This window comes from Nocardia sp. NPDC047654 (assembly GCF_043205035.1).
Classification (GTDB): Bacteria; Actinomycetota; Actinomycetes; order Mycobacteriales; family Mycobacteriaceae; genus Nocardia.
Window position 1 is genome coordinate 132,315 of the sequence record NZ_JBIDDF010000012.1, and the last position, 25,927, is coordinate 158,241.

Here is a 25,927-nt window from a genome sequence, read left to right on the forward strand (position 1 = left end):
GGGATTCACGCGACCGGACCTCCGGCGACGTAGAGCACCTGGCCCGAGACGTACCCGGCTTCTTCGCTGGTGAGGAAGGCGATCGCGTGGGCGATGTCCTCCGGCGAGCCGACCCTGCCGACCGCGACCTTCGCCGCCACCGTGGCTTTCAGTTGGTCGAAGTCGATGCCGGTGCGGGCTGCCGTTGCCGCGGTCATGTCGGTCACGGTGAAACCGGGCGCCACGGCGTTGACCGTGGCGCCGAACCGGCCGAGCTCGATGGCGAGGGTTTTGGTGAATCCCTGCAATCCGGCCTTGGCGGCGGCGTAATTGGCCTGTCCGCGGTTGCCAAGGGCCGAGGTGCTCGACAGGTTCACGATTCGCCCCCATCCGGCATCGGTGATGTGCTTTTGCACCGCGCGCGACATCAGAAAGGTTCCGCGCAGGTGGACGCCGACGACCGTGTCCCAGTCATCGTCGGTCATCTTGAACAGCAGGTTGTCGCGGGTGACCCCAGCGTTGTTGACCAGTACGGTCGGTGGTCCCAACTCCTCGACGACCCGGCCGACCGCATGCTCGACCTGACCGGGGTCGGCGACGTCGGCGCCGAAGGCCATGGCACGCCCGCCGGTTTCGACGATGGCTCGCACGGTGTGGGCGCACTGGGCGGAGTCGAGATCGAGCACGGCCACGGCCATGCCCTCGGCCGCGAGCCGGATAGCGGTCGCGGCGCCGATGCCGCGCGCCGCGCCGGTGACGATCGCGATGCGCGAGGCCCGAACAGAAGAAGATGTCATCGATTACCTCGAATAGGTTGCTGAAGTGAATGTTTCGACACGACGGCGCCTGGGGATCTCAGCCACTGAGCGCGGATAGGCCGTGCGCGGCGATGGGCTCGACCAGTGCGCCGATGTGCTCGAAACCGGAGCCCACCGTCTTGCCCTGGCGGTAGCGGAAGTGGATTCCTTCGAGAATCGCGGCGACCTTGAAGAACCCGAAAGCCAGGTACCAGGACAGGTCGGAAAGGTCAGCACCGGACCGTCGGCCATAGCGGCCCAACAGCTCCGCGGACGACGCGAACCCGGCCTCTGCGCTGACCCCGCCGGCCAGTGGGTTGCCGGGCATTTCTGCCAGCCCATCCCAGTACGCCGCGAACAACCCGAGGTCGGCCAAGGGGTCTCCGACCGTGGACAGCTCCCAGTCCACGATCGCGGCCAGCGAATCGTCGTCGGCCACAATGGTGTTGTCGAGCCGGAAGTCGCCGTGCACCACCGCGCCGGCCCGATCGGGCGGGACCGCGCCCATCAGCCGATCGCGCAATCGGCCCAGGTCGGGCAGATCCCGGCTGCGGGAGGCAGCTAGCTGCTTGGACCAGCGTTGCAGCTGCCGGGTCAGATAGCCCTCGGGGTGGCCGAGTCCTTCCAGGCCGACGGCGTGTGGCTCGATGGCGTGGAGTTCGGCCAGCGCGTCGATGAGCGCGAACGATATGCGGCGCGCCCGTACCGGTCCGAGGTCGGCGGTGTCGGCACCGGTGCGGTAGACGGTGCCCGCGACATCACGCATCAGATAGAAAGGTGCGCCGATGAGATGCGGGTCGTCACACAGGAGCACGACCTCCGGCACAGGGACGGCGGTGGGCGCCAATGCCGACATGACCCGGTATTCGCGAGCCATATCGTGCGCGGTGGCCAGCACGTGGCCCAGCGGTGGGCGACGCAGCACCCAACTTCGAGTGCCGTCGGTCAGGCGATAGGTGAGGTTGGAGCGGCCGCCGGCGATCAGCTCGATACGCAATTCGCTCGAATCGATCTCAGGAAGTTCGCCGGCCATATATTTGCGCAGGGCATCGAGATCTACCCCGATGTCACCGGCGGGTGAGGTGGAAGTTTCGGTCACGATGTTTTTTCTCTCTCGCTGCGGGTCACCGCATCCAATGGGTGGAGCGGGGACGTCGCCAGATCGTCTTGGGCCGGTTCGGGGTCGGCGGCAGCTGCGGGAACACCCCGAAGCGGGTGGCGAGTTCTTCCGCGGTGGTGGCGGCATCGCCGTGCACGATGCCGTCGATTCCGGCGAGGTGGGCGCCGTCGATGTTGTGCGGCAGATCGTCGATCATGACGACATCCGCGGGCTCGACGCCAAGCTTCCGGCAGGCCAGCTGGTAGATCGCTCGCGACGGCTTGCGTAGTCCGACCTCGGCCGACACGACGGCGACATCCACCAGCGTGTCGAGATCGACGCCGTCGTAGCAACCGCGTCCCAGCGAATTCGACACCAGCGCGACCGGATGCCCCGCCGCCTTGATCCCGGCGATCAACTCGATCATCGCGACATCGGGTCGGATGCCCGCTCGCATGCGCCGCAGCAAACCCGTGGCCTCGACGGTCCCGCCGTGCTCGGTGAGGGCGGTAGCCATGACCGTTTCGAAATGCTCGTCGGTCAGGCGGCCTGTCTCGAATTCGACGAAAGCCGAATTGACGAGTGGATCGGAAGCAAGCAGACGGAACGGAAGCTCCGGTGCGACCCCGACGCTTCGCGCGAATGCTCGGAAGCCCTCGAACACGCTGGTCGTCAGCACTCCACCGAAGTCGACGAAGATGGCTCGGGTCTTCATGTCGTCGGTCTCCGATCAGCGGGGGCAACCGCCGAGGGCCGGAACCGGCCTGCGTCGCCGAGTACCTGGCCACCGTCGACCACCAATGTCGTTCCGGTGATCCAGGACGCGGCCTCGGAGACGAGAAAGACGATGGCGGCGCCGATGTCGTCCGGTTCTCCGATTCGCGCCATCGCCGTGGCACCCGCTACCTCGGCTTCGTGCTCTTCCCACAACGCCCTGGCCAGTTGCGTACGGACCACACCGGGCGCGACCGCGTTCACCCGGACTCGCGGGCCGAGCTCCAGCGCCAGCTGCTCGGTCAGGTGAACGATGGTGGCCTTGGAGGCGTTGTAGAAGCCGAGGCCCGCCTCGTGCAGGAATCCGCCGATGGAGGCGGTGTTGACGATCGCTCCCCCGTGCTCGCCCATCCAGGCCTCGACAGCCAATTTCGTCCACAGGATCGGCGCCCAGACGTTGACGTCGAAGGTCTTGGCGAACCGGGCTTTGTCTTGATCGACGAGTGGACCGAAGGCCGGATTCGTGCCGGCGTTGTTGATCAGGATATCGATGCTGCCGTAGGTCGCGAGTGCGAAGTCGATGCACCTTCGGGCAGCGTCTTCGTCGGCGACGTGTGCGCCGAATCCCACCGCGCCCGCGCCGATAGTCTCGGCGGCTGCCTCGGCGGCCGCCTGCGACCGCGACGTGAGGATCACTTCCGCTCCCGCCGTCACCAGCGCGCGGGCGGTCGCCAATCCGATTCCCCGCGAACCGCCGGTGACAATCGCGGTCTTCCCGCTCAGTTTGTCGCTGCTCATGTCACGCCTGTCCCGTCGTGTTCACCGCGACCGCAATGCTTGGAAAGCGGGATCTCGCCGTTGCAGATAGCTCGTCACGCCTTCGGCGGCGTCGGGTTGGCGGAACGACTCGAGCATGAGCCGGTCGGCCTCGGTGGCGGCGGGTTCGAATTCGGTGTGCAGGCCCTCGTACACCTGCCTCTTGATAACGCTCATCGAGCTCGGCGAGCTGAAGGCGGCGAGCTCGGCGGCATAGTCCACGGCGGCCTGGACCAGGTTCTCCGCCGCCACCACACGATCGGCGAGGCCGAGTCGGTAAGCTTCCTCGCCGCTGACCACCCGGCCCGACAGCAGTAGGTCCAGCGCCTTGCTCGTTCCGATCAGGCGCGGCAGCAGCCAGGAGATTCCATATTCGGCGATCAGACCGCGTCGCACGAATGCCGTGGTGAATTTCGCCGCGGGGGTCGTGAAACGAACGTCGCAGTACAACGCCTCGACCAGGCCCAATCCGGCCGCGGCGCCGTTGACGGCGGCGATCATCGGCTTGCGCATCGTCAGCGGATACCACCGAGGCCGAGACCGCTCTGGCGGTCGTAGGTCGTCCGTGGTGCTGGCGTCGTGCAGGTCGTCCAGATCCGCACCGGCGCAGAAGCCGCGGCCTGTCCCGGTGACGACGATGGACCGCACCTCGGGATCGCTATCGGCGTCATCGAGGAGTTCGAAGTATCGCTGCTCCAGATCGTCGTTCCACGCATTGAGGCGCCCGGGCCTATTCAACGTGAGAACGAGCACGGCACCGCGCCGCTCGGCGAGCACCGGCTGGTCGGTCTCAGCACGCTCCGGCTGACTCATCACTGTTCGTTTCCTTCGATCGAAGCGGATCGGACGGTGGCACGGTGCTTGCGCAGTTCGTGCGTGGCGATGGCGCGTTTGTGCACTTCGTCGGGACCGTCGGCAAGGCGCAACGTGCGCAGGCTCGCCCAGAAGCGGGCCAATGGCACATCGTCGGTGACCCCAGCTCCGCCATGGACTTGGATTGCGCGATCGACGATGTCGAGCGCCATGATGGGGGCCGCGACTTTGATGGCAGCGATCTCGGTGCGGGCGGCCTTGTTGCCGACGGTGTCCATCATCCAGGCCGCCTTGAGCGTCAACAGCCGGGTCTTCTCGATCTCGACGCGCGCTTCGGCGATCCAATCCTGAATGTTGCTCCGCTCGCTGAGCGGTGAGCCGAAGGTGACGCGGGCGTCCGCACGCCGGCACATGAGTTCCAGCGCCCGTTCGGCCACACCGATCGCCCGCATGCAGTGGTGAATGCGGCCCGGGCCCAGCCGAGCCTGGCTGATCGCGAAACCCTCCCCCTCCCCCGCCAGCAGGTCGGCAGCCGGTACGCGCACGTTGTGGAACACGATCTCGGCATGTCCCTCGCGGTCGAGGTAGCCGAACACGGGAAGACTGCGGACGATCGTGACGCCCGGGGCGTCCATCGGCACGACGACCATCGACTGCTGGCGGTGTACGGGTCCGGCGGGATCGGTTTTACCCATCACGATCAGCACGGCGCAGTTCTTGTGCATAGCATTGGAGGCGAACCACTTCCGGCCGTTGAGCACGTACTCGTCGCCGTCTCGCTCGATGCGCAACTCGATATTCGTGGCATCCGAGCTCGCCACCGCCGGCTCGGTCATCGCGAACGCCGAACGAATCGTGCCCGCCAGCAACGGTTTCAGATACTTCTCGTGATGCTCCGCGGTCCCGAAGAGGGTCAGCACCTCCATGTTCCCCGTATCCGGGGCGGCACAGTTGCACGCCTCGGGAGCCAAATGCGGACTGCGACCCAAGATTTCGGCGAGCGGGGCGTATTCGAGATTCGTCAGACCCGGCCCCCACTTCGGGTTCGGATGAAAGAGATTCCACAGTCCGCGTCGGTGAGCCTCGGCCTTGAGCTCCTCGAGAATCAGCGGATGATGATGCGGATCCCCCGACGCACGGATCTGTTCTTCGTACACGGCCTCGGCCGGATAAATGCGTTCGTCCATAAACGCCAGCAGATCGTCCTGATACCGCTTCGCGCGGTCGCACAAATTGAACAATTCCATGAGACTCCCTTATCGAGCGGAACGGCCGGGCTCGGCCTGCGAAATTCCTCGGTACTACTTGAACATGATGTCAGCTTCAATATTTTGGGCGGAGGCTTTGGGCGGAGGCCTCGCCACAAGGCCCTCCGCTGTGCTCAGCCCGCCTGTAGCGCCCCGTCGACGAGCGCGGTGACCAGTGTCGAGGCCGCGGCCACGCTCGCCCGGCGACCAGCGACGATGTCGGCGTAGAGAATCGACTCGCCCAGCCGGACCACTCCGTAAGCGAGAGTGTCCAGATCTACCAGCGGACGCAAACCGCCGGCGGCGACGTCTCGCTCGAGCAATGTCCGTACCGCGGTGACCATCTGCGGCTGCATCGCGCCCATCGGATCGGTCAGCGCCCGAATAGCGGTCACCGGCTCCTCGGCCAGCAATTTCTGCAGCGCCGGGTCCCTACCGGCACGAGCCGCGTGATCGGTCATGATCCACACACTCCGCAGTACACCGTCCCGATCGCGCACCCGATCCCCCCATGCCTGCCGCCAACGTTCGGCCGATGTGGCCAGACTTCGCTCAGCCAGCCACCACAACGCCGCGCTCAGGAGTTGATCGCGGTTGCCGACCCGGCGGAACAGCGTGGCTCGGGAAATATGCAACTCGGTTGCCAGCGTGCTGAGATCGAGACGTTGTCCCGCCACAATGGAGGCGACCGCACGCTGGACTATGTCATCTTTGGCCACCGGCATGTCCCATACCGTATGCCGACGTCGGCCCCTGACCGCTGTCGCTCTCACCGATGTTCTTCTGGTCGGCGACGATCCGCTCAACCGTTTCGACAGCACATCGACGGTTGTCGCCGACACCGCCGCGGGCGCCGCGCTTGGCCCAGCCCACCACGTATAGCCCGGCGATCGGCGCACCGGTGTCCGCGGAGACGACTCTGCCGCGGCGGTTCGAAACGACCCCGTCGTCGGTGAACGGAACACCGGTCATCGGGGCAGAGGTGAAACCTGTCGCGTAGATGACGGAATCAGCGATGAATGTTCGTTGTCCGGCGGTTTTCAGCTGGACGCGACCGCCGACCGCACGCAGCGACGTGACCTCGTTTCCGAACCACAGACTGACCGCCATTTTCCGGGAACGCGTCCTCGGCCTCGGATTACCGGCCAGCTCGGCGAACAACCGCTGCACGGGGTCGGCAGAGCCGGTATCGGGTGGCGCCCCGTCGGGGGCGATGCTCAAGTCGATGTCGAGTTCGGCCAGTTCGTGCACAGCCGAGAATGTGAAAGACGGGCGCTGGACCGGCGACCGAGCGACCACGACCACCTGTGTGATCGGCTCGCCGGCACGGGTGGCGATGTGCCGCTTGGCGATCGCCGCCGCGACATCCAACGCGACGTTGCCGCCCCCCACGATCAAGGCCGTCGGGCCCCGGAGCAGCCGTGCGGCGATACCTTGCCGGGCAGCGCTGTTCGCTGCCGACAGAACGGTGATCGCCTGATGCGCACCGGGTATCGATGATTCTCCGACTGCGCGCGGACTGGAAGCGCCGAAAGCCAGGATGACCACATCGAACTCCCGTCGGAGAGCAGCGATCGACACCTCCAGACCTACGCGGATATTCGTCCGTGTCTCCACCCTGTCGTCGGAGAATGGGACATCGAACAGTCGGATCATGTTCCGGATACCGCGGTGATCCGAGGACACCGCCGTGCGAAGCAGCCCTCCGACCTCGGTGTGCTGTTCGAACACGGTGATCCGAATCGAGCTCGATCGTTGCAGCAGTTCGCGCACCGTATACATGGCAGCGGCTCCGCCGCCGACGACGGCGACCCGCAACGGTCCGCCGGCCCGTTGGAACGCCTGCGGGAGGCCGAGAGGTCTCGGGACACGCGACCGGGCCCCGGGAAGGTCGGCGAAGAAATCGCGAGTGCGCCGCGCGTAGAGGCGCTGCGAATCGGTGAGTTCGCTGTCCGCTCGAATGGCTCCCGCGGGGCAGGCTTGGACGCATGCGGAGCAGTCGATGCAGGTGGCCGGGTCGATGTAGAGGTGTTCGACGATGCCGAAGTCCGGGTCTTCCGGTGTCGGCCGGATGCAGTTCTGGGGGCACACGCGGACGCAGGAAGCATCTTTGCAGCAGTGCCCGAGGATGACGTGGGTCATGGCTATCCGTTCAGAGAAGGTTCGACTTGCGATAGATCCATCGCGCGAACCCGTTCAGCAGATCTTCTTCGTCCAAAAAGGCCACCAGCGGCGCCGCGGCCCGCCGGTACATCATTCGGTGATGTTCATTGCGGCCGATTTCCGCTCTGACCGACCGCCATTCCATGCCGAGGCCACGGTATATCCGTCGGTTGATCAGGCCTTTGGCTATGAGGTGCGTGCCGACTGCGATGAGTATCGTGCTGAGACAGCGTCGCGTCCGCGATATTCGCTCCAGGTGGTCTCGAATTCTCTGGCGGGCGAACGCCATATGCCGCGATTCCTCGACCACATGCACGTACGAGGTGCGACGCACCGTCTCCGCGACCCTGTCGTCAGCCATCCAGTCTCGCTGCATGACATCGAACATCTCCTCGCCTGCCAGCACGATCGCGTAGGCGATTTCACCCCACGCGAAGTTCCGGAACAACCAACCGGTGAAGATCAGCGAGCGATCCAGGCGATAGTGTCCTGCCCCCAGCCGGTCGATCGCATCGGCGAACATGAGCGAGTGCAGATTCTCATCGGCACACTCGTTGAACAGGAATTTCACATCCGGCCGCGTCGGATCGGCGCTGTGATTCCGGCGCAGCAAGACGATTTGCAGCGCGACTTCGAGCCAGATCGCCACGCCCAGATAGTGGGCTACCTCGCATCTTGTCAGTTCCCTCCTGGCGGCTTCGGGCATGCGCGTCCAGGTTGGCGTACCGAAGAGCGGGGACCACTCGGGAGTCATGCCGTGACGATCGCGATCGGAGTCCTCGAGGTCGATCCGTCGCAGATCGAACGAGAGGCGTTGCGCCGACCGGAGAAGATCCTCGTACACCGGCGCGGAATGTTCAGGTACAGCCATTGCAGCTCTTCCCGCTCGCGCTGACCGTGTCAGCTCGTACAATTTCCTGGCGCCGGTTGGCCTGCCGACCTGCGCCCGAGCCAATCCAATGCCGCGTTGCCGCCGAGCACGGCTGCGGTGATGTGGCCGGCCAACGGAATCGCATGTCCTTCCACCGCATTTCCTAGGTAGTCGGTGACCGCGACCGCCCAGCCCTTCTCCGGCACGCCGCCGATCTCCCCCGGACCACCCGTCGCCGAGGGCGCGCACTGATCGCCCATTCCCACCGTCCCGACGGCGAATGCCGCCAGCGGCCGCGTCCCCGGGACGAGATCGAACTCGGACGTCTCGACACGGACCACATCTCCGGGCAGGCTCGCAACGCCGGGATCCTCGGCTCGGGCGACGCCTACGCCGACCAGCGGGCTGGCCACCGGTACCGCTGTGAACACGGCGGAGGTCACCCGTTGCCCGAGCGGCTTTCGCGTCCGGGGGAGGATGCACTTCATTGTTCTCCTCGAAACTTGTTGCGCGGCAGAGCGTTCGATCCCACAACGGCGTGAAGATGCGCGGAACACCTCGTTCGCCGACGGGGTACACATCATGAAACACTTCGCTGGTGTGTTTCACAATCCTTGATTTGTAGCAACTTGAGTGGTATCAGGGCCCACTTGGCGTTCGTCGGCCGCGGCCGCGACCCACCCCCGAGCGGCGAGACGCCCTTGACTCACGCCAGAGAAGGGCATATAGGTATACGAACCCGACGTCGGACTCAACTCCGAGTCGCCTCATCCGTCGCACACTTCCCCCGCATACCCGCAGCTCTCCGCTGCGAAGTACCGAAAGGCCTCCTCGAATACTTCACCACCGTCAACACCTGAGCACTGGCGCGCTGCTCGATCAGGATGGTTTGGCGACCCGAGCCGGGGACGTCACGCCCCGGATTCGGCCGCACGTACAGCGGTTCGATCCGCTCCGTCGCGACCGCGGAGTTCACGGCCTCAGCAGAAAGTGCTCAACAGTTACCGGCCTGAGTACATACGCACGGTCGTAGGCCCCGCTGGTTCAGGTTGCCAGTGTCTTGCCGGCGCTGCCGTTCGCAGTGCTCCGGCGGCTCACGAGAGAGAACGCAGACCCGGGACTGCTGGTACTCCATTGTGACAGTTATCGGTGCCCGCAATGCGGCGGCCCGGATCACGCGTCCCGTCCACATGATGGGTTCCTGCGGTTCGGAACGTCGCTGACGCCGCGGGTTGCGAACAGAAAGGATTTTCATGAAATTGTCGTGGACAGCGGTTGCGGCCGTCGTTGTCGGGGTGGTGTCGAGTCCCGGTCCGGCTCACGCGGATGCCTGGAGCGACCAGGTTCTCGCATCCCACAACCAAGCGCGGATGCACTACGGCGCGCCCGAGCTGACATGGGACCCCGCTCTGTACGCCGACACGGTGGCATGGGCCAAGGCCTGCGTGTTCCAGCACTCGGACCCGCAGGGTCGATACGGCGAAAACATCTATGCCGTCACAGATTCGAACGCCGGCATCAACGAGGCAGTGGCGGCGTGGATGCAAGAAGCATCCCAGTACAACTACAACAACCCGACGTTTTCCACCGGAACCGGCCATTTCACCCAGGTGGTGTGGAAGTCCACTACGCAGGTCACCGCAGCTGTCGCCGACTGTCCGGCAGGCACGATCTTCCCGGGTTACCCGGCCAGATTCTTCGTCGCCCAATACACCCCACCTGGTAATCAGCAGGGGCGGTTCCAGCAGAACGTGGGCCCCCGCGAGTGAACCACAGGAGGAACGGCACAGGTAAGGCGCGCTTGGGTAGGTAGTCGCCACAGCTGGAGGACAGCAGTGTCCCCGGCCCCGCGGCGAAGAACCGCGGATCTCCGCACGGCGGCGTCAGCAGTTCGGGGCGCGGCGATCCCTGTCGCGGCACACGCTGCTGTGACCGACGGGGCATTCGGTGAAAGGATCGGCGTCAGAGTTCTCGGCTCGGACGCGGTGGCCGCGGACTTGTAGGTTGCGGTTCGTTGGCCGAATGAACTCGGGGAATGTGCTGGCGCGCAGAGGGTTACGACGACGTATGGACATGGTGACAGTCGCGTGGATGGCGACTATGACCACGGTGGCAATGGCTGGAGCCGCGCCCGGCTCGGTGGAAGCCGATGCCGTGATCGTCTCGCTGCCCTCCCCTACCGACAAGAACCCTGTCGGTGCGACCGAGTTACATCTCACCGACGCCGATCGAAACGACCCGTGGGGCGCGGACCCGCGAAGGCGACTTCGTCGAACCGATCTCCATCGGGCGGGACGGTTCAAAACCACGTCACACTGTATTGCGTTGCACTAGAATGTGATTCGTAGCCAAGTTGTCTCGGGCTTGCAGGGATCCCTGGCAAGCCGCCTCGGCTAGTGCACCTCGACCTCGATGACCATGACGCTCGTGCTCGATGCGGCCACACACGCGAATCCGGACCCGGCATACCGCCTGGTTTATGCGGGAAACGTTGTACAACAAGCAGATAGGGGGCTCGCCGTGCATCGATTACGTTCGGTGAGAGGCGCTGGCAGAGGCTGGGATCCAGTCTACGGCCGGGCAGCAGGTGCTGTTGCAGCAACGCGCTGGTGACGATTGGTCCGGGTCGCCCGTAACCGCGACACCGAGGTGACCTGGATCAGATCGCTGCTGATTCCGAAGTGCACAGCTTCGCGACCTGCGTCGGCGAAATTCGCAGCGCGAGAATCGAATACATGTCGTACACCTAGCGTGCGCAACAGTGCCCGCTTTTCTGAGCTGCCGGCTCTGTCGTGGGGTCATCTGCATGATGGCGGTCCAGTGGACCAGGGCGAGGTGTTGGCCGCACGTGAGAAACAGGTCCGTCGATGGGATCGCGAAAGTCTTGCGCATCGTGCACCCCTTCTGTCGATGAGCCAGCCGCTGTCCTCGGCGGGAGACGTCGGAAAGATGTGCGCGGAATCGTGACGTCACCCTTGCGGTAAGGGGAGGCGGAGTTCGGTGACGGCGATGCGGGCGGTTTCAGCGATGGCGGCGTCGACAACGGGCAGGTGGGGATCCGCGCGGGCCGCCCGGGTGAATATTGCGACCGCGACGGGGTGCTCGCCGGGAAATTCGACGACCGCTACCTCGTTGCGGATGACCCCGATGGTTCCGGTTTTGCCTGCGACCGCCACACTGCGGTAGGGGAATCCGGCGGTGACGCGGTGCGGCCAGACTTGGTGGCGCATGACGGTGCGGACGAATTCGGTCTGCTGGTCGGACAGCACCGCGCCGCTCCACAGCGCGCGCAGGAGACGGGTCATTTCCTCCGGTGTCGTCGCGCTCGTGTACGACGGGTCGTACGCCGACACCGACCATGCGTCGTCGTTCTCGGCCAGCACGGCGAACGCTTCGGCGGTGGTGTGGGTGTCGGTGTCGCGGACGAGGCTGCGGTGCAGGTCGGCGGTGCCGCCCACGATCCGGGTGCGGGTGAGGCCGAGATCGTCCAGCAGGCCCTCTACCGCGCCGAGGCCCGTCGCGCCGAGCAGAACATCGGCCGCGGCGTTGTCGGAGACGGTCATCATCGACGTCGCGAGGTCGCGCAGGCTCATGGTCACCGGGTCGCGCATGACGGCGATGCCGGTGGGCCCCGGCGTGCAATCGGACGGTGTCACCGTCAGCCGGGTGGCAGGATCGAGGCGCCCGGCGTCGACGAGGCGGCAGAACGCGACGAACAGCGGCAATTTGTACACCGACGCGAGCACCACCCGCTCGGCGCCGCCCACGGAGATCTCGGTCGCGGAGCCGTCGCACCGGCGGGCGTGCAGCCAGCCGCTGCATCCCGCGTCGGCGAACACGGCGCGGATCCTGTCCTCGGCGGTGCTCATCGCAGCCGCTCCCGATACAGCACCCGGTCGACGGCATCGGCATGGGCATCAGCGCCCGGACGGTGGACGACGCGGACTCGCAGGGCGACCGCCTGCGGCGCGATGCGCAGCCAGGTCACGCCGGGCGCGGACGACGGAGGTACGGCGGTGAGCCCGAAGCTCGTGCCAGCCGCCACCGCCGCGAACACGGTCCGATCGTCGGGCGCGGGCACGATCGGTGCGTCCAGGCCCCGCTCGCGCAACAGATCCACAACGGTGTCGAAGGCAGGAGGATTGGTGGCACGTGGCGGGCAGGCGAAACTCAGTCCGGCGAGCATGGGGAAGGTGGGGCGTTCGGCGCCGGCGCTGCGATGATCCGACGGCACCACGAGCCACCGCGGAATCCTGACGACCGGGCGGACCTCGACACCGTCGACCAGCGCGGGATGCTCGACCACGGCGACGTCGCACAGTCCCGAGCGCACATCGGCGACCAGGTCGACGCTGGCGCCCACCGTCGTGGACACCGCGGTATCCGGGACGACCGCCGTGCGCAGCGCGCCCACACACGCCGTGACCACCCGGTCGGGCAACGCCGCGGTCGCGCCCCAGTGCACGGCGCCGTGGGCACTCGCGATGCGGTGCGACTCGGCGAGCAGGCGCTCGGCGTCGTCCACGAGCAGCCGAGCGCGCGGGAGCAGCTGCAGACCGGCCGAGGTGAGCACGGCCCCCTGCCGGGTGCGGTGGATGAGGTCGACGCCGAGATGCTGTTCGAGCCGCCGAAGTCCCTGCGACAGCGGTGGCTGGGTCATGTCCAGCGCGGCCGCCGCCCTGCCGAAGTGCCCTTCCTCCGCGATGGAGACGAAGAACCGAAGGTGGCGGATCAGGTCCATGCGGCCATTGAACCAGCGAATTCGCGGACATCGGTTCCGCCGGCCCACCAAGCACTCCGACCGGCGCCGAACCGCGGGCGAACCTGCGACGATATCCAAGTCGACTCGTCCACGCCGCAGCCGGATATTGGCGTCGGCGGCGGCGTCGATGATGTGGTGCGGCAGTGACCCTTTCCGACATTGCTCACCGTTCCTCGTTCGGTCGTCGCCGGCTCCTCGCCGCTGTGGCGGTGTCCGCGCTCTCCCTGGCCACCGCCGCGTGCGGGTCCGGCGCCGATGCGCCAGCGGCCTCGGACACCACACCCGCTGCCACGATTCCGTCGTTCGCCGAGATGGAGACGACACACTCCGCACGACTGGGTGTGTATGCGATCGACACCGGCACCGGCCGCACCGTTGTCCATCGAGACGGGGAGAGATTCTTGATCGCCTCCACGTTCAAAGGTCTCGCGTGCGGGGCCCTCCTGCGCGACCATCCTCTGGCAACGGGCTATTTCGATCAGGTGATCCACTACTCCCGGTCCGAACTCGTCGCCAACTCGCCGGTCACCGAGAAGCATGTCGATACCGGCATGACCGTCGCCGAGCTGTGCGATGCCACGATCACCCTGTCCGACAACACCGCGGGCAACCAGCTGCTGAAGCTTCTCGGCGGCCCGGAAGGCTTCACCGCGTTCCTGCGGTCCATCGGCGACACCGCCTCCCGCCTGGACCGCTGGGAGCCCGAGTTGAACACCGCCGTCCCCGGCGACGAGCGGGACACCACCACAGCCGCCGCCCTCGCCACCGACTACCGCAACCTCGTCCTCGGCGACATTCTCGCCGAACCCGAGCGAGCGCGATTGAAGTCGTGGCTGGTCGCCGCCAAGACGGGGGACGCACGCATTCGTGCCGGGCTGCCTGCCGGCTGGACCGTCGGCGACAAGACCGGCAGCCCCGCTTACGGCGGCGCGCTCGACGTCGCGATCGCTTGGCCGCCCGGACGCGCCCCGCTGGTCATCGCCGTGCTGTCCGCGAAATTCGAGCAGAGCGCCGAAGCCGACAACCCTCTCGTCGCCGAGGCCGCCCGCGCCGCGGTTGGTGCGCTCGGATAGACGAACCGGCCAGTCGGCGGCCACCCGGTGGCGCCACGGTCCGCTCCCACTCCACCGTGCCGACGTCACCGACCACTTCCGGGGGATGGCCGCCTTTCGGTTCGCTGCGGGTCTGTGACCCTTCGACGTGGAACTCGGCCGGCTCCCACCCCGGCCGGTTCATACCGATGATCCGAAAAGCCAAGGCGCGCAGTATCAACGGCGTTCGTTCGATCCACACTCGCCGGTTGCGTCGCAAACCCGCAAGGGATCTCGGCATGCCGGAGCCCGGAGATGTTTCGCTCGCCGACCCACAGCGGCGCTGGAAGAAGAAGCGCTACTGGTTACCCGTCACGGTGATCGCGCTGCTGGCCGGGCTTCTGTTCGCGCGGGAGCGAGCGCTGGTGTGGCGCTGCCGGCCGCAACGCAGGCCGTTGCCGCACACAGCCTGACCTGTGGCTCCTCACACAGCCTGACCTGTGGCTCCTCCGTGTGCCCCGCGCTGCCTCGTCCCCGGTGCCGGACTGCAGTTGGCGCAGCAGCTCCGGTACGTCACCGGCCGATCCATAGGCATGACGCAGATTCGCCTATGGCACCGATTCAAGCTGCCCAGCATGGGATCCGCAACCATGCCGACAAACTGCCCACTGTTCCGGGCTGGGAAGTCTATTGAGGTGGTAGGCGGTCGGGCCCAGCCTTGACGCATAGTCGAGATCAACTACAAGAGCCTCGCTGAACGCGGTTGGCGCACAGTCGTAGGTCACGTGAGGCATCGGCAGCTGGGTCGCCGGTCCCCGCAGGCTTGCCGCCGACCTCAGCAAGCATTGTCGGACCACAACATGCGCACCCGAGTCTGCTGCTGGAGATACGTAGCCGCGCGAGGCCGTCGGATGCAAGCCGATCGTCAATTGTCAGAATTCCCAGAAGATCTCCAATGCCCGCCATCCGAATTTCAAGATCTCTCATGTGGGCAGTACGAACCTCGCCATAGATCGCCGACCGGCATGAAATACACTGCCGCGAACGCGCCTTTTCTTGCGCCTTGGTAAGGCCTCGACGTTACGGAGATCATGTCTCGTGATCGTTCGCGGAAGTTGGTGTCAGCCACCCATGCCGTCGCGCCCACTTTTCAGATCAAGCAAACATCCCGAACTGCCGAATGGCAAGTGATAGAAGTATCCCCGATCAGACCTCTCCGTACATTTCGGCCAGGCACGCTGGTGACGCTTCCCGCTACCGGCGTGCCTACCAAGAGGATCTCAGTAGCCGCTTCGGCGGCCTCGGCCGAGCCTGCCTCGAAACATCTACCCACCGGGTACGGTTCGCGAAGTCGGCGCCCAAGCGCTGCTCGCCTCATCAGGCACCATGCGTCCGAGCTTCCGCGACATCGGTAAGGAAGCGATGGCCGATGGATCGACCACACCAAGATGCCCCATCGAAACCGGGCGACAACATCACCCCTGATTTCTAGTTTCCCAACAGCTAACTGCCGGAGTCGAAAACGGACAAAACCGGACGAAAACGGACCGGGAATGCATTGCCAAAATGCCTCCACCGGAGGACTACTGGTATTAGCGGCATAGCAAGAATCAGGCCTGTGCTGCTGCGTGGGAACCCTTTTCACGTTTTTCTGAATAGAAGGTAAGAAAATGGCACCTGTCATCACCTCGCTGAACCCCTCTTTCGGTCCTCCAGCGGGCCTCAACTCTGTAATCATCACCGGCTCCGGATTCGCCAATGTCGGTCCCTTGACGGTCCGGTTCGGCACGAACGCAACGACATTCGCCATCAACTCCGATACCCAGATCACGGCCATCGCACCGCCCGGAACCGGCACGGTGAACGTCACCGTACAGGCACTGCTGGACGGCACGAGCAACCCGCTGCCCTACACCTATGGTGGTGGGCTTCCTACCTTGACCAGCATCAATCCGGCTTCGGGGTCGGCAGCCGGTGGGACGACGGTCGTGCTCACCGGGACGAACTTGACCGGCGCCACCGCGGTGAGTTTCGGTGGCACACCGGCGACCTCGTTCACGGTCAACTCGCCGACGCAGATCACGGCGGTGGCACCTGCCCATTCCGCTGGAACGGTGCAGGTCACCGTCACCACCGCGGTGGGCACCAGTAACGGTGTCTCGTTCACCTATATCGCGGTGCCCACCCTCGCCAGCGTCACTCCGAGTTCGGGGCCGCCGAGCGGTGGCACGGTGGTTGTGCTCACCGGCACAGGATTGACCGGCGCCACCGCGGTGAGTTTCGGTGGGACACCGGCGACCCTGTTCACCGTGAACTCCGACACCCAGATCACCGTGCTCACCCCAGCCCATGCAGCTGGGACAGTGCAGGTCACCGTCACCACCCCCGGCGGAACCAGCAACGGTGTCTCGTTCACCTATATCGCGGTGCCCACCCTCATCAGCGTCACTCCGAGTTCGGGGCCGCCGAGCGGTGGCACGGTGGTTGTGCTCACCGGCACAGGATTGACCGGCGCCACCGCGGTGAGTTTCGGTGGGACACCGGCGACCCTGTTCACCGTGAACTCCGACACCCAGATCACCGTGCTCACCCCAGCCCATGCAGCTGGGACAGTGCAGGTCACCGTCACCACCCCCGGCGGAACCAGCAACGGTGTCTCGTTCACCTACACTTCGGGTTTGGCGCCGGTCAATTTGGGGACAGCCGCATCGTTCGCGGTGCTGGGTGCCTCGACGGTCACCAACGCCGGAGCCACGGCCATCACCGGGAACCTGGGTGTCAGCCCGGGCACCGCAGTGACCGGATTCCCCCCGGGAACGGTGACCGGCGGAGCGATCCATGCCGGGGACTTGGTCGCGGCGCAGGCACACACCGATCTGCAGGCTGCCTACCTCGACGCGGCGAGCCGCACGCCCACCGCTTTCGTGGTCGCCGATCTCGCCGGACAAACCCTGACCTCCGGCGTCTATAAGGCAACTGGCGGGATCGGCCTCAACGGCACCGTCACCCTCGACGGGCAAGGCAATCCGAACGCGGTGTTCATCTTCCAGGCCGGGACGACACTGATCACCGGAGCGAACAGCACCGTGAACCTCATCAACGGTGCCACCGCGAACAACGTGTTCTGGCAAGTCGGTAGCTCGGCCACACTGGGCGCCAGCAGCAATTTCGCCGGGAAGATCCTGACCTTCACCTCGGACACGGTGACAACCGGCGCCACCGTGAACGGGGGTGTCTTGGCCCTCAACGGCGCGGTCACCCTGGACACCAACACCATCACGGCCGTCTGAGCCCCAACCCCTCGAAAGGAACTCCGACCCCTGTCCGCGCGCCCGAAGGCGCGCGGACAGGGGCGTATCGGGGTGCGGGTAGCCGCGACATATCCCGGATCCGCTGCTACGGGGTGGAGGCAATTGGAACGGAGTCCCCCGGCGCTAATTCCCGCGCGAACCAGCCACCCCCGCTCCCCGACCGGCAACGTCTCCGCAAACGCATGCTATTGGGCGAGTCGGCTGATCAGTCGCGAACCGTACCCACCAACGAGCTTCGGCCACCGCGAGATTGCCTGGTCGACGCGAGTGCGCGCCCTCGCCGAACTACTCACCGCACCGCGCCCGCGCGGGGTTGCGTCCCGCTGACTCGACGTCCGCCGCATCGATCACGATCTGGACGGCGGTGGCTGGTCGCGGCGGGGTATCCGGCCGACCGGCCCCAACCGACGCCGGATCTGGTTCGAATGTCACTATCCCTCAACCGGACCCGGATATTCCGCGTGGAGGTCGCCGCCGAACAATTTCCAGTAGAAGGCGTTCATCTTCGCGGCGGTAGGTGCGTGCCGGGTCAGGAGCGCGGCCGCGACTGGCGGCACGTCGTCTGGGATGTGGTTAGTGGCGCACCGGAGTACATACTCATTGCGGGCGATGGGGCCGCCGCTGGTCGGCATCGGCATTCCGCAGACGTCTGTCACCAGCCAGTTGACCAGTCGCATGGCGGCGTAGTCGGCGTCGTGAGTGGCGTGGCGTTCGGCGAAGTCACGCTCGGCGGGCGACAGATCGAAATGTGGTGAGGTAGCCAGCCCGAAGTCGCTGAGATAGATCCGCTCGCCGTCGGCGCGCAGGTTGCCGAAGTGTCCGTCCATGTGCAGCAGCTCCCGATCGCGCAGGAACGTCACAATCTCTGAGAACTGCCGCTCGACCGCGGCGGCTTTACTCGCCGGGTTCTCGCTCAGCCAGTCCGGGATCGGGTGCGGAATGTATTCGCAGAACAGCACGAGGCTGGATGGTGCGGCGGCCAGCGCTTCGAGACGGGCACGCACGGCTGGGCAGCCGCCATAGGCGGCGACCACCGTGTCGACGTCGGCGTGTTCGGCGGCGACTTGTGACCGGCCGGGCAACACCCGCCAGTGGTAGAGCATCGGGAACGACTGTGTCTCGCCCGCCAGAACGCCGTCGGTGACGATGATGTTCGCGGCCAGCTCGCGCCATGCGTTGAAGCTCGGGCCGCCGACGCCGTACTGGCAGAACACCGGCAGGTCGAACAGGTTCGCGGTGGAGCCCCGGTGGGCGAGTTCTCGATCGGTCAGCGGGATGCGCTTGGCGAACACCGACACGCCGTCGACGTCCAGGACTGCCGTACCGCCGCCCACTCCCACGCTGTTGGACCGACCCGTGTCCAGGAGCTCGGCGAGCTCGATGTCGCTGTGGGAAGCCAGGAAAGCCGAGAGTCTGCGGTGGTGATCGCTTCTGGCAGCTGTCATCGCACGATTCTGCCACCGACCGGGTGGTTGACCGCTTGCGGCGAGGCGGCCCAGCCAGGACCCCCGCCCCGGGGTGAGGGCGCATGTCCGACCCGGTTGTCGGATCGGCGGTGATCTCATTCGGTGCGGATCACGGCGACCGACCGGTCGACCGTGTAGGCGTGGGCAGCGGTGAGTACGCGGGCCTGCTCGCCGATGGGCAGGTCATCTCCGGCATCCCCCGGACGTATCCGGTTCCACTCGAGCGTGCCTCCTTTCGATCCGGCGGCCTCCAAGATTCGGACGAACTACTTGACACCACTCCATGTGTAGCACTATGTTCAAACCACTTCGTATGGAGTACTACGATGGAGGCGGTAAGGATGAGGGCGCTCGTCCGCTCCGCCGAAAGCTCGGACTCCACCGATTCACGAAAGGCACGACCGATATGCGAAAGCAGCACAGCACTCACCAGATTCCGAACAACCAGCAGCGTTTCGTGGCTCGCCCCATGCCTCCGCGGGCTGGCACCCCTGCCAACAACGGATGGACCCGGCACGGCAGGCGCGGGGCCAGGTAGCGCGACCCGGCCGCATCAGCCTCCGGACCCGGCGATCCGGATGGTGACCTGATCCGGCGCACAGCGGAAGGACATCCCCCGCCTGACACATCCGCATCCCGGCGCTCGGCGAATCCCGGTCGTGCCGTGAATATCTTCGATGAGGCCGGACCCCGGCCGGAAGGACGATCTCGGACATATGCGAGACGTCAACATTTGGAGTGAAGAGTTCGGCGCCGAGACAGATGCGCCGATCCTGTTGATCATGGGGTCGATGTCTCAGGGCATCCTGTGGCCGGACGAGTTCGTCGGCCGCCTTGTCGCCGGAGGCCGCCGTGTCATCCGGTACGACCACCGTGACACCGGAATGCCGGACGCCGTCGACTTCGCGGCGGATCCGTACACGTGGGACGACATCAAGAACGACGTGTACCGCGTCATGGACGCCCACGGTCTGGAGAGCGCGCACCTGGTAGCCCACTCGGCGGGCGGCCTGCTCGCCCAGTTCGTTGCGGTGGAGCAGCCGGAACGGGTGCGGTCGCTGACCGTCATCGGCTCCTCCCCGCTCGGCGGCGGCGAAGGTCAGGTGCTCATGCGGGCTCTGACGGGGCAGCCACAACCCGAGGGGAGCCTGCCCGAGCCGACGCCGGAGTTCACGTCCTTCTACCGCGCACTGATCGCCGGCCCACCGCCCCAGGGTCGGCCCGCCCGGATCGACGGCATGATCGCCGAGCAGCGCCTGCTGCACGGCACCGGACTGCCGTTCGACGAAGATGCGGCCCGTCGGCTGCAGGAACGGATCTACGACCGGGCCCGCGACTTGTCCGCGGTGGTCAACCACCGGCTGGCCGCAGCGGCCGAGCCGGACTTCGAGCCGGTGGGCGTGCTGCGTCAGGTGAAGGCGCCCACGCTGGTCATCGAGGGCAGCCACGAGCCGGTCAAGCCGGGCCACGGCGCGATCATCGCCGAGCGGATACCTGGGGCCCAGTTGATGATCGTGGCGGGCATGGGCCACACGCTGCCGCCGGAAGTACACGAGGAGCTGGCCGCCGCGATCCTCGCGCATACCGCCCGTCTGCCCGTGTCTCCGGTCGGAACGGTGTTGTAGTGGCCGGCATCGTCCGGGGGTGTCCCGATTTTCGTCAAGGACGTCGGCCGGGTTGTGCGCGGCGGGGTTCGAGAAGTCGGAGACGCGGTGGGTTCAGGGCCTGATGATGATGTACTGCCCGGCGGTCTCCTGGAACTCGACGGCGGCCGCGATGGCGGCATCGTCGAGGGCGGCGCTGTTGTCGGGGACGGCGATGAGCTTGTCGTCATCGTCGTAGAGCCGGTGGATGATGCCGACGCAGGTCCCGCGTGCTGAGGTCATCGGTTCGGCGGGGCCCAGGTAGTAGGCGTCGAGTTCCTCGCCGTCGGGTGCGAGTGTGCCGGGGACGTAGCCGTAGTTGGTCCGGTAGAGGAATCCGCAGGTCGGGTGGAGGCTTCCAAAGGGCCGGTCGATGGTGAGATCCACTGTTCGGCCGAGGAACTGCCGCGCCGATCTCAGCGAGCCGGATTCCTCGATGGGGTCTGGGGCGGTCATAGTCGCAGACTAGTCAGGCGGCCGAGCGTCATGTGGCTGCCTGCGGAGTTCGGTAGCGCCGTTCGGTTTCGAGCACCTCACCGGCTGCCGGCGTCGCGGCCAACCCCGCGCAGCCTGGTTGGAGCTGACAGCGGAAAGCCACAGTGAATCCTTTCGGGTCGTTGGCATCTCTTATAGCCAGCACGACCACTCAGCCGAAAGAAGGCAGAGGTCGTGAGGTGAGCAGGACGCAGAACGCAGTTCAACGCATTCGGCTGGTCCCACCGCAGCACAGCCTCGACCCCGCCCGTCCGGAGCCACAAGGAGCCGACATGTCCGCTTTTCACCCGCCGCAGCCAACACCGGCAACGCCCGACCGCGGGCCGACGCCCCGCCGTGGTCGGCTCACCTCGCGACACCCAACACCCGCCCTGGCCGTCGTCGCGGTCCTGGCCACCAGCATGCTGCTGATCGCTCCCGCCGCCGCTGACGCCGCCCCCACGGCCGGTCGGCCCGCCCACACCGACATCGACTCGACAACGGCTGAGCACTTCGACCGGTCACCGTCGTTGACAGCACCCACCCACGTCGCCACCGTCGCGGGGTTGCCGATCGCCTACCGCAGCTTCGGACACGGACCGACCCTCCTGCTGACGCCGTGTCTCGGATTCAGCATGGACGACTGGGACCCGGCGCTGCTCGACCGACTGGCCGCGACCAATCACGTCGTCATCTTCGACTCCGACGGCGTGGGACGGACCCCAGCCGGGTCCTCGGTGGTTTCGACCGTCCCGCAACTCTCGGATCAGGCCTCTGGCCTGATCCGGGCTCTCCACCTGAACCGACCCACCGTCGTGGGCTACTCCCTCGGAGGATTCGTCGCCCAACGCATGGCCGTGGACCATCCCGACGACGTCGGCGCGCTGATTTTGATGGGTACCGGCCCCGGTGGATCACAGCAGGTGCTGCCCGACCTGCCCGGTCTGGTCCGGGGCATGCCGGCATTCGACCCGCTTGTGCCTGCCGACCAGGTCATCCCACTGTACTTCAGCGGCCACCCCGACGCCCTGGCTGCGTGGAGTCGACGAACAGCTCTGCGTCCCGACCGGGTCGGGGTGAACCTGAGCGGCCTCAACCGTCAACGCGCCGCGATGACCGGATGGCTCGTCGACCCCACCACCAACGTCGTCAGCGGCCTGCCCGCCCTGCGGCTGCCCACCCTCATCTTGGGTGCTGAAAACGACGAGCAAGAACCCGCCGCCAACTCCAGCGTGCTCCATAGCTACATCGACGGTTCGGAATTGCTGATCTACCCCGGGCTCAGTCACGCGTTCCCCTTCGAAGCACCGGAGCGCGTCGCGGAAGACATCGCGCGGTTCGCTCGGTAGCACAGCCCGAACAGCGGCGGCCGGATCGGGAATCGTGGCGCCGGCCTGCTACTCACCGTGCTCCTGAGCCCGGTCGCGACAGAGCCACATCGACCTCGTCGGTGGCAGAACCGCCGAGGCGCTGCGCTGTCGATGCGGGGATCGGCAGTGGCTCATCAGATGTCGCTCTACGCTGAGTGCATGGTCACCATCATCGGCGGAGGAATCGCAGGGACCGCTCTCGCCGGAGCTCTTGGGAGGGAAGGCATTCCGGCCCGGGTATACGAGAGTCAGCCATCGGTCGGCGCCGGTGCGTTCCTGGTGCTGGACGACCGAGCGCATGCCGCGCTGACCGGCCTCGGCGTGCCCGCCGACCGGCTGGACGAGGTCGCTCATCCAGTGGATGCCCTTCGGGTCGAATACCAGCCGCGCGAAGCGCGTTTCGGGCCGAGCCGTGGTCATCGGCTGTACCTGCGCGCCGAACTCATGTCGGTGTTGATCGAATTCGCCGCTGCTACAGCGTCGGAATTCCATTACGGCACTGCGGTAACCGATGTCGACCAAGGTGTGCTCTACAGCGGCCCTACCCGGCTGCCTACCGATGACGTCGTCATCGCGGCCGACGGCATCGACTCCCTCGCCCGCCGCCGGATCGAGCCGGAGCGAACACCCGAGTACGCCGGGCAGATTGTGTTCTACGGCCGTACCGAGCGTGCCCTAGCGTTGCGCACCAAGAGCACGGTGCTGCATTTCGACGGCCGGATCGGTGCGGACGGCCGTCCGGCGGGCGCTTTCGGCCACTTCTGGGACGAAGGACTTTCCGTCTGGTTCGCCAGAGTCACCCGCCCGCCTCTTCCCGCCGAGAACATCGGCTTCCATCCGGTAGCGGAGTGGGCGGAACTCATTCGAACGGTCGCCCCGGGCGTCTCCGACGTGGTGAATCTTCTGTTGACCGAGACGGAGAGCGTGCATGTCTCGAATGCGCGCAACGTCCCCTTCGCCGCCGCCGCTGCTCCACGGCTTCCGGTGATCCTGTGCGGCGACGCCGATCACGCCATCACACCCGCTGAAGGAGTCGGGGCGCGTGACGCGATCGAGGACGCGGCAGCGCTCTTTCGCGCGCTGTCCACCGGCTCCTCCCCCGCGGATGCGATGGCGGCCCGGCGGCGGCAGATCGCCGCCGATCGGGAGCGGGTCGTTCCGCCCTATCGCCGCACCGAGAACTAGACGTCCTTGCCGCTCGAGCACCCGTTTGCCACGGATTCACACCACCTCGGCTCGGGGTCCGGCGCTGGCGGCGCGGCGGCCCCTGACTGCCGCGGCCGGACTGCCGAGTCAGTTCCGCTTCAGCGTGCCGACATTCAGCGACCCGCTCGCAGCGGTCGGCAGCTTCCTCTCCGCCGCCCGGACATAGCTGACGGGATCTTTGTCGACGGGCTCGACGCCGGCGTAGTTCCGCGCCTCGTAAGCGGCGAAGGCGACGGCCAGCTGATGGCGGCGCGACAATCCGGCCAGCCTGCGGAAGTCGGTGAGGCCCTCGCGTTCTTCCTCGGCCATGTGATCGCTGTTGGCCGAGTTCGCCGCCGCGACGGCCGCGTACCAGGCCGCCGTGCCGACCTGATGACGCGCCACTTCGGCGATCGCGTCCCTGATCTCGTTGTGGTCGTGGATGGCGTCGAGTGTCTCGTCTTCCACACCGCCCGCGCGCCGGGCCGCGATGCCCGCCTGCAGCAGTGCTGGGTAGAAGATCTCCTCCTCCGCCTGCGCGTGCAGCTCGAGGAAGGCCGCCAGCCTGCTCCAGATCGCGGAAAGCGCGTCGGCCTCCGCGGGGTCGATCTGCTCCAGGATCGCGAACAGCCGCCGCTGCTCATGGTGGTCATCGAGGATCAGCTCGGCAATGTCCACGATTCCTCCCTGATACGTACTCGAGGTCGGTACTGGACGCCGGGGCAGACCGGCGCTCGAGGCAGCCGGCGCGTCCGTCAGAAAGCCGACGATAATCCATCGGCGAGCCGCCCCGCCGCTGACGCACCGCCGAGCGATCCACCGGTCTTCGAGGTCGACCCGCGACAGCTGACACCCAACGTCATCCGCGTCATCGACGCGGTGTCACCGCTGCTGCGGCGCTCGGCGGCACCGCGGATCGTGAACATATCCGGCATGGTGGGCTCCGCTAGCCCGCAGACTCCCCTACCCGCAGACCACTCCAGGAGCGGGACGCGGGCGATTGCACTGCCTGACCACCGGACACGCGCTAATGCTGTTGCCTGCCTCGCTTTCTCGCAATCGAACCGCTCGGCATACGCACCACCACCGTCCCGGCTCAGCGCACAGGGCCGAAGGTTCCCGAGGAGCAAGTACCCGGTATTTCGATGACCGCGCCCGCGACGACTCCACGCCGCCGGCACCGTGATGCCTGGCCGCACGCTCACGGCCCGATCGGCGGTCCGGCTTTGGACGGCGGGTCCGTGGCGACACGAAGGATTCGCGGCCCCGCAGCGCCCGGAGCCGCGCCTATGCTAGGGGTCCCCTAGCAGCAGGGTCAGGATTCGCCGCGGGTGATCCAGTCGATGAGATCGTTCTCGACTTCGTCGCGGTTGAGCTCGTTGAGAATCTCGTGGCGGGCGTTCGGGTAGATCCGGTAGGTGATGTCGGTCAGACCGGCATCACGGTAACGCTGGACTTGAAGGTCACTCAGCCGCAGCTTGTCGTTGAGCGGGTCGGCGTCCCCGACCATCACGTAGAGAGGCAGATCGCTACGGATTCCCCTGGGTTCCGCCAGCCGCTCGGTAGCGACGGTGGCCAGCAGCGACATGTTGGCGGGGTCGAGTTCGAATCCGCACCACGGGTGGGCCAGGTAGGCGTCGACCTGAGCTTCGTCGCGGCTCAGCCAGTCGGCCGACGTGCGCGTCGGCTCGAAGTCCCGGTTGAACAACGCCTGCAGGTCACCCCGAGCGGCGGCGATGTTCGCGAACAGCTCGTCCACGGCTGTCGTGCCACACAGCACGACCTCGTCGACGAGATGGGCGTGGTCGAGCAGATATTGCTGGACGGCGAACGAGCCGAGACTGTGCCCGAACAGGATCACCGGCAGCCCTGGGTGCTTGTCGCGCAGGATCGCCGTCAGCGTGGCCATATCCGCGACCAGCAGATTCCACCCGTCGTCGCCGAGATCGCCGGGGGCGCCCGTCATGCTGTGGCCGTGGCCGCGGTGGTCGTTGGCGTAGACGGCGAACCCGAGGCCGACCAATCGTTCGGCGAGATGACTGTAGCGCCCGGCGTATTCACCCATGCCATGCGCAATTTGGACGACGCCGCGGGCTGCGCTCCCGGCCGGACGCCACTCGTGTACGTGGATGGTTGTGCCGTCACTGCCGGCGAAGGTGGACATCGGATACTCCTGTGGATCCGCT

Annotated in this window: 24 protein-coding genes; 7 read left to right on the forward strand and 17 right to left on the reverse strand. The window is 66.3% G+C overall.

Annotation, left to right across the window (positions count from 1 at the left end; translation table 11 throughout):
- Positions 1-5 precede the first annotated feature (5 nt).
- The 10 genes from ACGF7Y_RS26120 to ACGF7Y_RS26165 form a co-directional block, all read right to left on the reverse strand.
- A complete protein-coding gene (locus tag ACGF7Y_RS26120; protein ID WP_393237669.1) occupies positions 6-776 on the reverse strand; it encodes an SDR family oxidoreductase in 771 nt (256 codons plus the stop codon).
- A gap of 58 nt (positions 777-834) precedes the next feature.
- Positions 835-1,875 (reverse strand): phosphotransferase family protein, encoded by a 1,041-nt coding sequence (locus ACGF7Y_RS26125; RefSeq protein WP_393237672.1) that lies wholly within the window; start codon positions 1,873-1,875, stop codon positions 835-837.
- 25 nt (positions 1,876-1,900) lie between these two features.
- Positions 1,901-2,590, reverse strand: coding sequence for an HAD family hydrolase (locus ACGF7Y_RS26130; protein WP_393237674.1), 690 nt, complete (start codon positions 2,588-2,590; stop codon positions 1,901-1,903).
- Entirely contained in the window at positions 2,587-3,387 is an 801-nt protein-coding gene (locus ACGF7Y_RS26135) for an SDR family oxidoreductase (protein WP_393237676.1), read from the reverse strand. The genes ACGF7Y_RS26130 and ACGF7Y_RS26135 overlap by 4 nt, the downstream gene beginning before the upstream one ends.
- A 21-nt stretch (positions 3,388-3,408) precedes the next feature.
- On the reverse strand, positions 3,409-4,218 hold the full coding sequence (locus ACGF7Y_RS26140; RefSeq protein WP_393237679.1) for an enoyl-CoA hydratase-related protein: 810 nt from the start codon (positions 4,216-4,218) through the stop codon (positions 3,409-3,411).
- Positions 4,218-5,465, reverse strand: a complete 1,248-nt coding sequence (locus ACGF7Y_RS26145; RefSeq protein ID WP_393237682.1) for an acyl-CoA dehydrogenase family protein — start codon at positions 5,463-5,465, stop codon at positions 4,218-4,220. Before ACGF7Y_RS26145 ends, ACGF7Y_RS26140 begins: the two co-directional genes overlap by 1 nt.
- 134 nt (positions 5,466-5,599) lie before the next feature.
- Complete coding sequence (locus ACGF7Y_RS26150) at positions 5,600-6,190, reverse strand: QsdR family transcriptional regulator (RefSeq protein WP_393237685.1); 591 nt, start codon at positions 6,188-6,190, stop codon at positions 5,600-5,602.
- Positions 6,171-7,607: an FAD-dependent oxidoreductase gene (locus ACGF7Y_RS26155; RefSeq protein WP_393237688.1), complete on the reverse strand. Its 1,437-nt coding sequence runs from the start codon at positions 7,605-7,607 to the stop codon at positions 6,171-6,173. Before ACGF7Y_RS26155 ends, ACGF7Y_RS26150 begins: the two co-directional genes overlap by 20 nt.
- 10 nt (positions 7,608-7,617) lie before the next feature.
- The gene (locus ACGF7Y_RS26160; RefSeq protein ID WP_393237691.1) at positions 7,618-8,499 is read right to left on the reverse strand and encodes a diiron oxygenase; all 882 of its coding nucleotides are present in this window, start codon (positions 8,497-8,499) and stop codon (positions 7,618-7,620) included.
- A gap of 29 nt (positions 8,500-8,528) precedes the next feature.
- A complete protein-coding gene (locus tag ACGF7Y_RS26165) occupies positions 8,529-8,987 on the reverse strand; it encodes a hypothetical protein (RefSeq protein ID WP_393237694.1) in 459 nt (152 codons plus the stop codon).
- 765 nt (positions 8,988-9,752) lie between these two features.
- Here ACGF7Y_RS26165 and ACGF7Y_RS26170 point away from each other — a divergent pair.
- Positions 9,753-10,268, forward strand: coding sequence for a CAP family protein (locus ACGF7Y_RS26170; protein WP_393237697.1), 516 nt, complete (start codon positions 9,753-9,755; stop codon positions 10,266-10,268).
- 1,200 nt (positions 10,269-11,468) lie between these two features.
- On the opposite strand, the gene ACGF7Y_RS26175 is transcribed toward ACGF7Y_RS26170, so the two are convergent.
- Both ACGF7Y_RS26175 and ACGF7Y_RS26180 read right to left on the reverse strand, forming a co-directional pair.
- The gene (locus ACGF7Y_RS26175; RefSeq protein WP_393237700.1) at positions 11,469-12,368 is read right to left on the reverse strand and encodes a serine hydrolase; all 900 of its coding nucleotides are present in this window, start codon (positions 12,366-12,368) and stop codon (positions 11,469-11,471) included.
- Complete coding sequence (locus ACGF7Y_RS26180; protein ID WP_393237703.1) at positions 12,365-13,240, reverse strand: LysR family transcriptional regulator; 876 nt, start codon at positions 13,238-13,240, stop codon at positions 12,365-12,367. The genes ACGF7Y_RS26175 and ACGF7Y_RS26180 overlap by 4 nt, the downstream gene beginning before the upstream one ends.
- 179 nt (positions 13,241-13,419) lie before the next feature.
- Between ACGF7Y_RS26180 and bla the strand changes: the two genes are divergently transcribed.
- The 3 genes from bla (at position 13,420) to ACGF7Y_RS26195 (ending at position 17,582) form a co-directional block, all read left to right on the forward strand.
- Entirely contained in the window at positions 13,420-14,334 is a 915-nt protein-coding gene (bla, locus tag ACGF7Y_RS26185) for a class A beta-lactamase (protein WP_393237928.1), read from the forward strand.
- Positions 14,335-14,591: 257 nt separating this feature from the next.
- Positions 14,592-14,765 (forward strand): hypothetical protein, encoded by a 174-nt coding sequence (locus ACGF7Y_RS26190; protein WP_393237706.1) that lies wholly within the window; start codon positions 14,592-14,594, stop codon positions 14,763-14,765.
- Positions 14,766-15,962: 1,197 nt separating this feature from the next.
- Entirely contained in the window at positions 15,963-17,582 is a 1,620-nt protein-coding gene (locus ACGF7Y_RS26195) for an ice-binding family protein (RefSeq protein ID WP_393237709.1), read from the forward strand.
- A gap of 452 nt (positions 17,583-18,034) precedes the next feature.
- On the opposite strand, the gene ACGF7Y_RS26200 is transcribed toward ACGF7Y_RS26195, so the two are convergent.
- Both ACGF7Y_RS26200 and ACGF7Y_RS26205 read right to left on the reverse strand, forming a co-directional pair.
- Positions 18,035-19,048, reverse strand: a complete 1,014-nt coding sequence (locus tag ACGF7Y_RS26200; RefSeq protein WP_393237712.1) for a serine/threonine protein phosphatase — start codon at positions 19,046-19,048, stop codon at positions 18,035-18,037.
- Between the two features lie 116 nt (positions 19,049-19,164).
- On the reverse strand, positions 19,165-19,323 hold the full coding sequence (locus ACGF7Y_RS26205) for a hypothetical protein (RefSeq protein ID WP_393237714.1): 159 nt from the start codon (positions 19,321-19,323) through the stop codon (positions 19,165-19,167).
- 528 nt (positions 19,324-19,851) lie between these two features.
- Here ACGF7Y_RS26205 and ACGF7Y_RS26210 point away from each other — a divergent pair.
- Positions 19,852-20,694, forward strand: a complete 843-nt coding sequence (locus tag ACGF7Y_RS26210; RefSeq protein ID WP_393237717.1) for an alpha/beta hydrolase — start codon at positions 19,852-19,854, stop codon at positions 20,692-20,694.
- Between the two features lie 93 nt (positions 20,695-20,787).
- On the opposite strand, the gene ACGF7Y_RS26215 is transcribed toward ACGF7Y_RS26210, so the two are convergent.
- Positions 20,788-21,168 carry an inorganic diphosphatase gene (locus ACGF7Y_RS26215; RefSeq protein WP_393237720.1) on the reverse strand — a complete coding sequence of 127 codons (381 nt, stop codon included), beginning with the start codon at positions 21,166-21,168 and terminating at the stop codon, positions 20,788-20,790.
- 311 nt (positions 21,169-21,479) lie between these two features.
- Here ACGF7Y_RS26215 and ACGF7Y_RS26220 point away from each other — a divergent pair, with 311 nt between their 5' ends.
- Together ACGF7Y_RS26220 and ACGF7Y_RS26225 are read left to right on the forward strand one after the other, a co-directional pair.
- Positions 21,480-22,535 carry an alpha/beta fold hydrolase gene (locus ACGF7Y_RS26220; RefSeq protein ID WP_393237722.1) on the forward strand — a complete coding sequence of 352 codons (1,056 nt, stop codon included), beginning with the start codon at positions 21,480-21,482 and terminating at the stop codon, positions 22,533-22,535.
- Positions 22,536-22,715: 180 nt separating this feature from the next.
- Complete coding sequence (locus tag ACGF7Y_RS26225) at positions 22,716-23,741, forward strand: FAD-dependent oxidoreductase (RefSeq protein WP_393237725.1); 1,026 nt, start codon at positions 22,716-22,718, stop codon at positions 23,739-23,741.
- A gap of 108 nt (positions 23,742-23,849) precedes the next feature.
- Here the strand turns inward: ACGF7Y_RS26225 and ACGF7Y_RS26230 are convergent, their stop codons facing one another.
- Both ACGF7Y_RS26230 and ACGF7Y_RS26235 read right to left on the reverse strand, forming a co-directional pair.
- Complete coding sequence (locus ACGF7Y_RS26230) at positions 23,850-24,419, reverse strand: hemerythrin domain-containing protein (RefSeq protein ID WP_393237728.1); 570 nt, start codon at positions 24,417-24,419, stop codon at positions 23,850-23,852.
- Positions 24,420-25,056: 637 nt separating this feature from the next.
- A complete protein-coding gene (locus ACGF7Y_RS26235; protein ID WP_393237731.1) occupies positions 25,057-25,905 on the reverse strand; it encodes an alpha/beta hydrolase in 849 nt (282 codons plus the stop codon).
- Between the last annotated feature and the right edge of the window lie 22 nt (positions 25,906-25,927).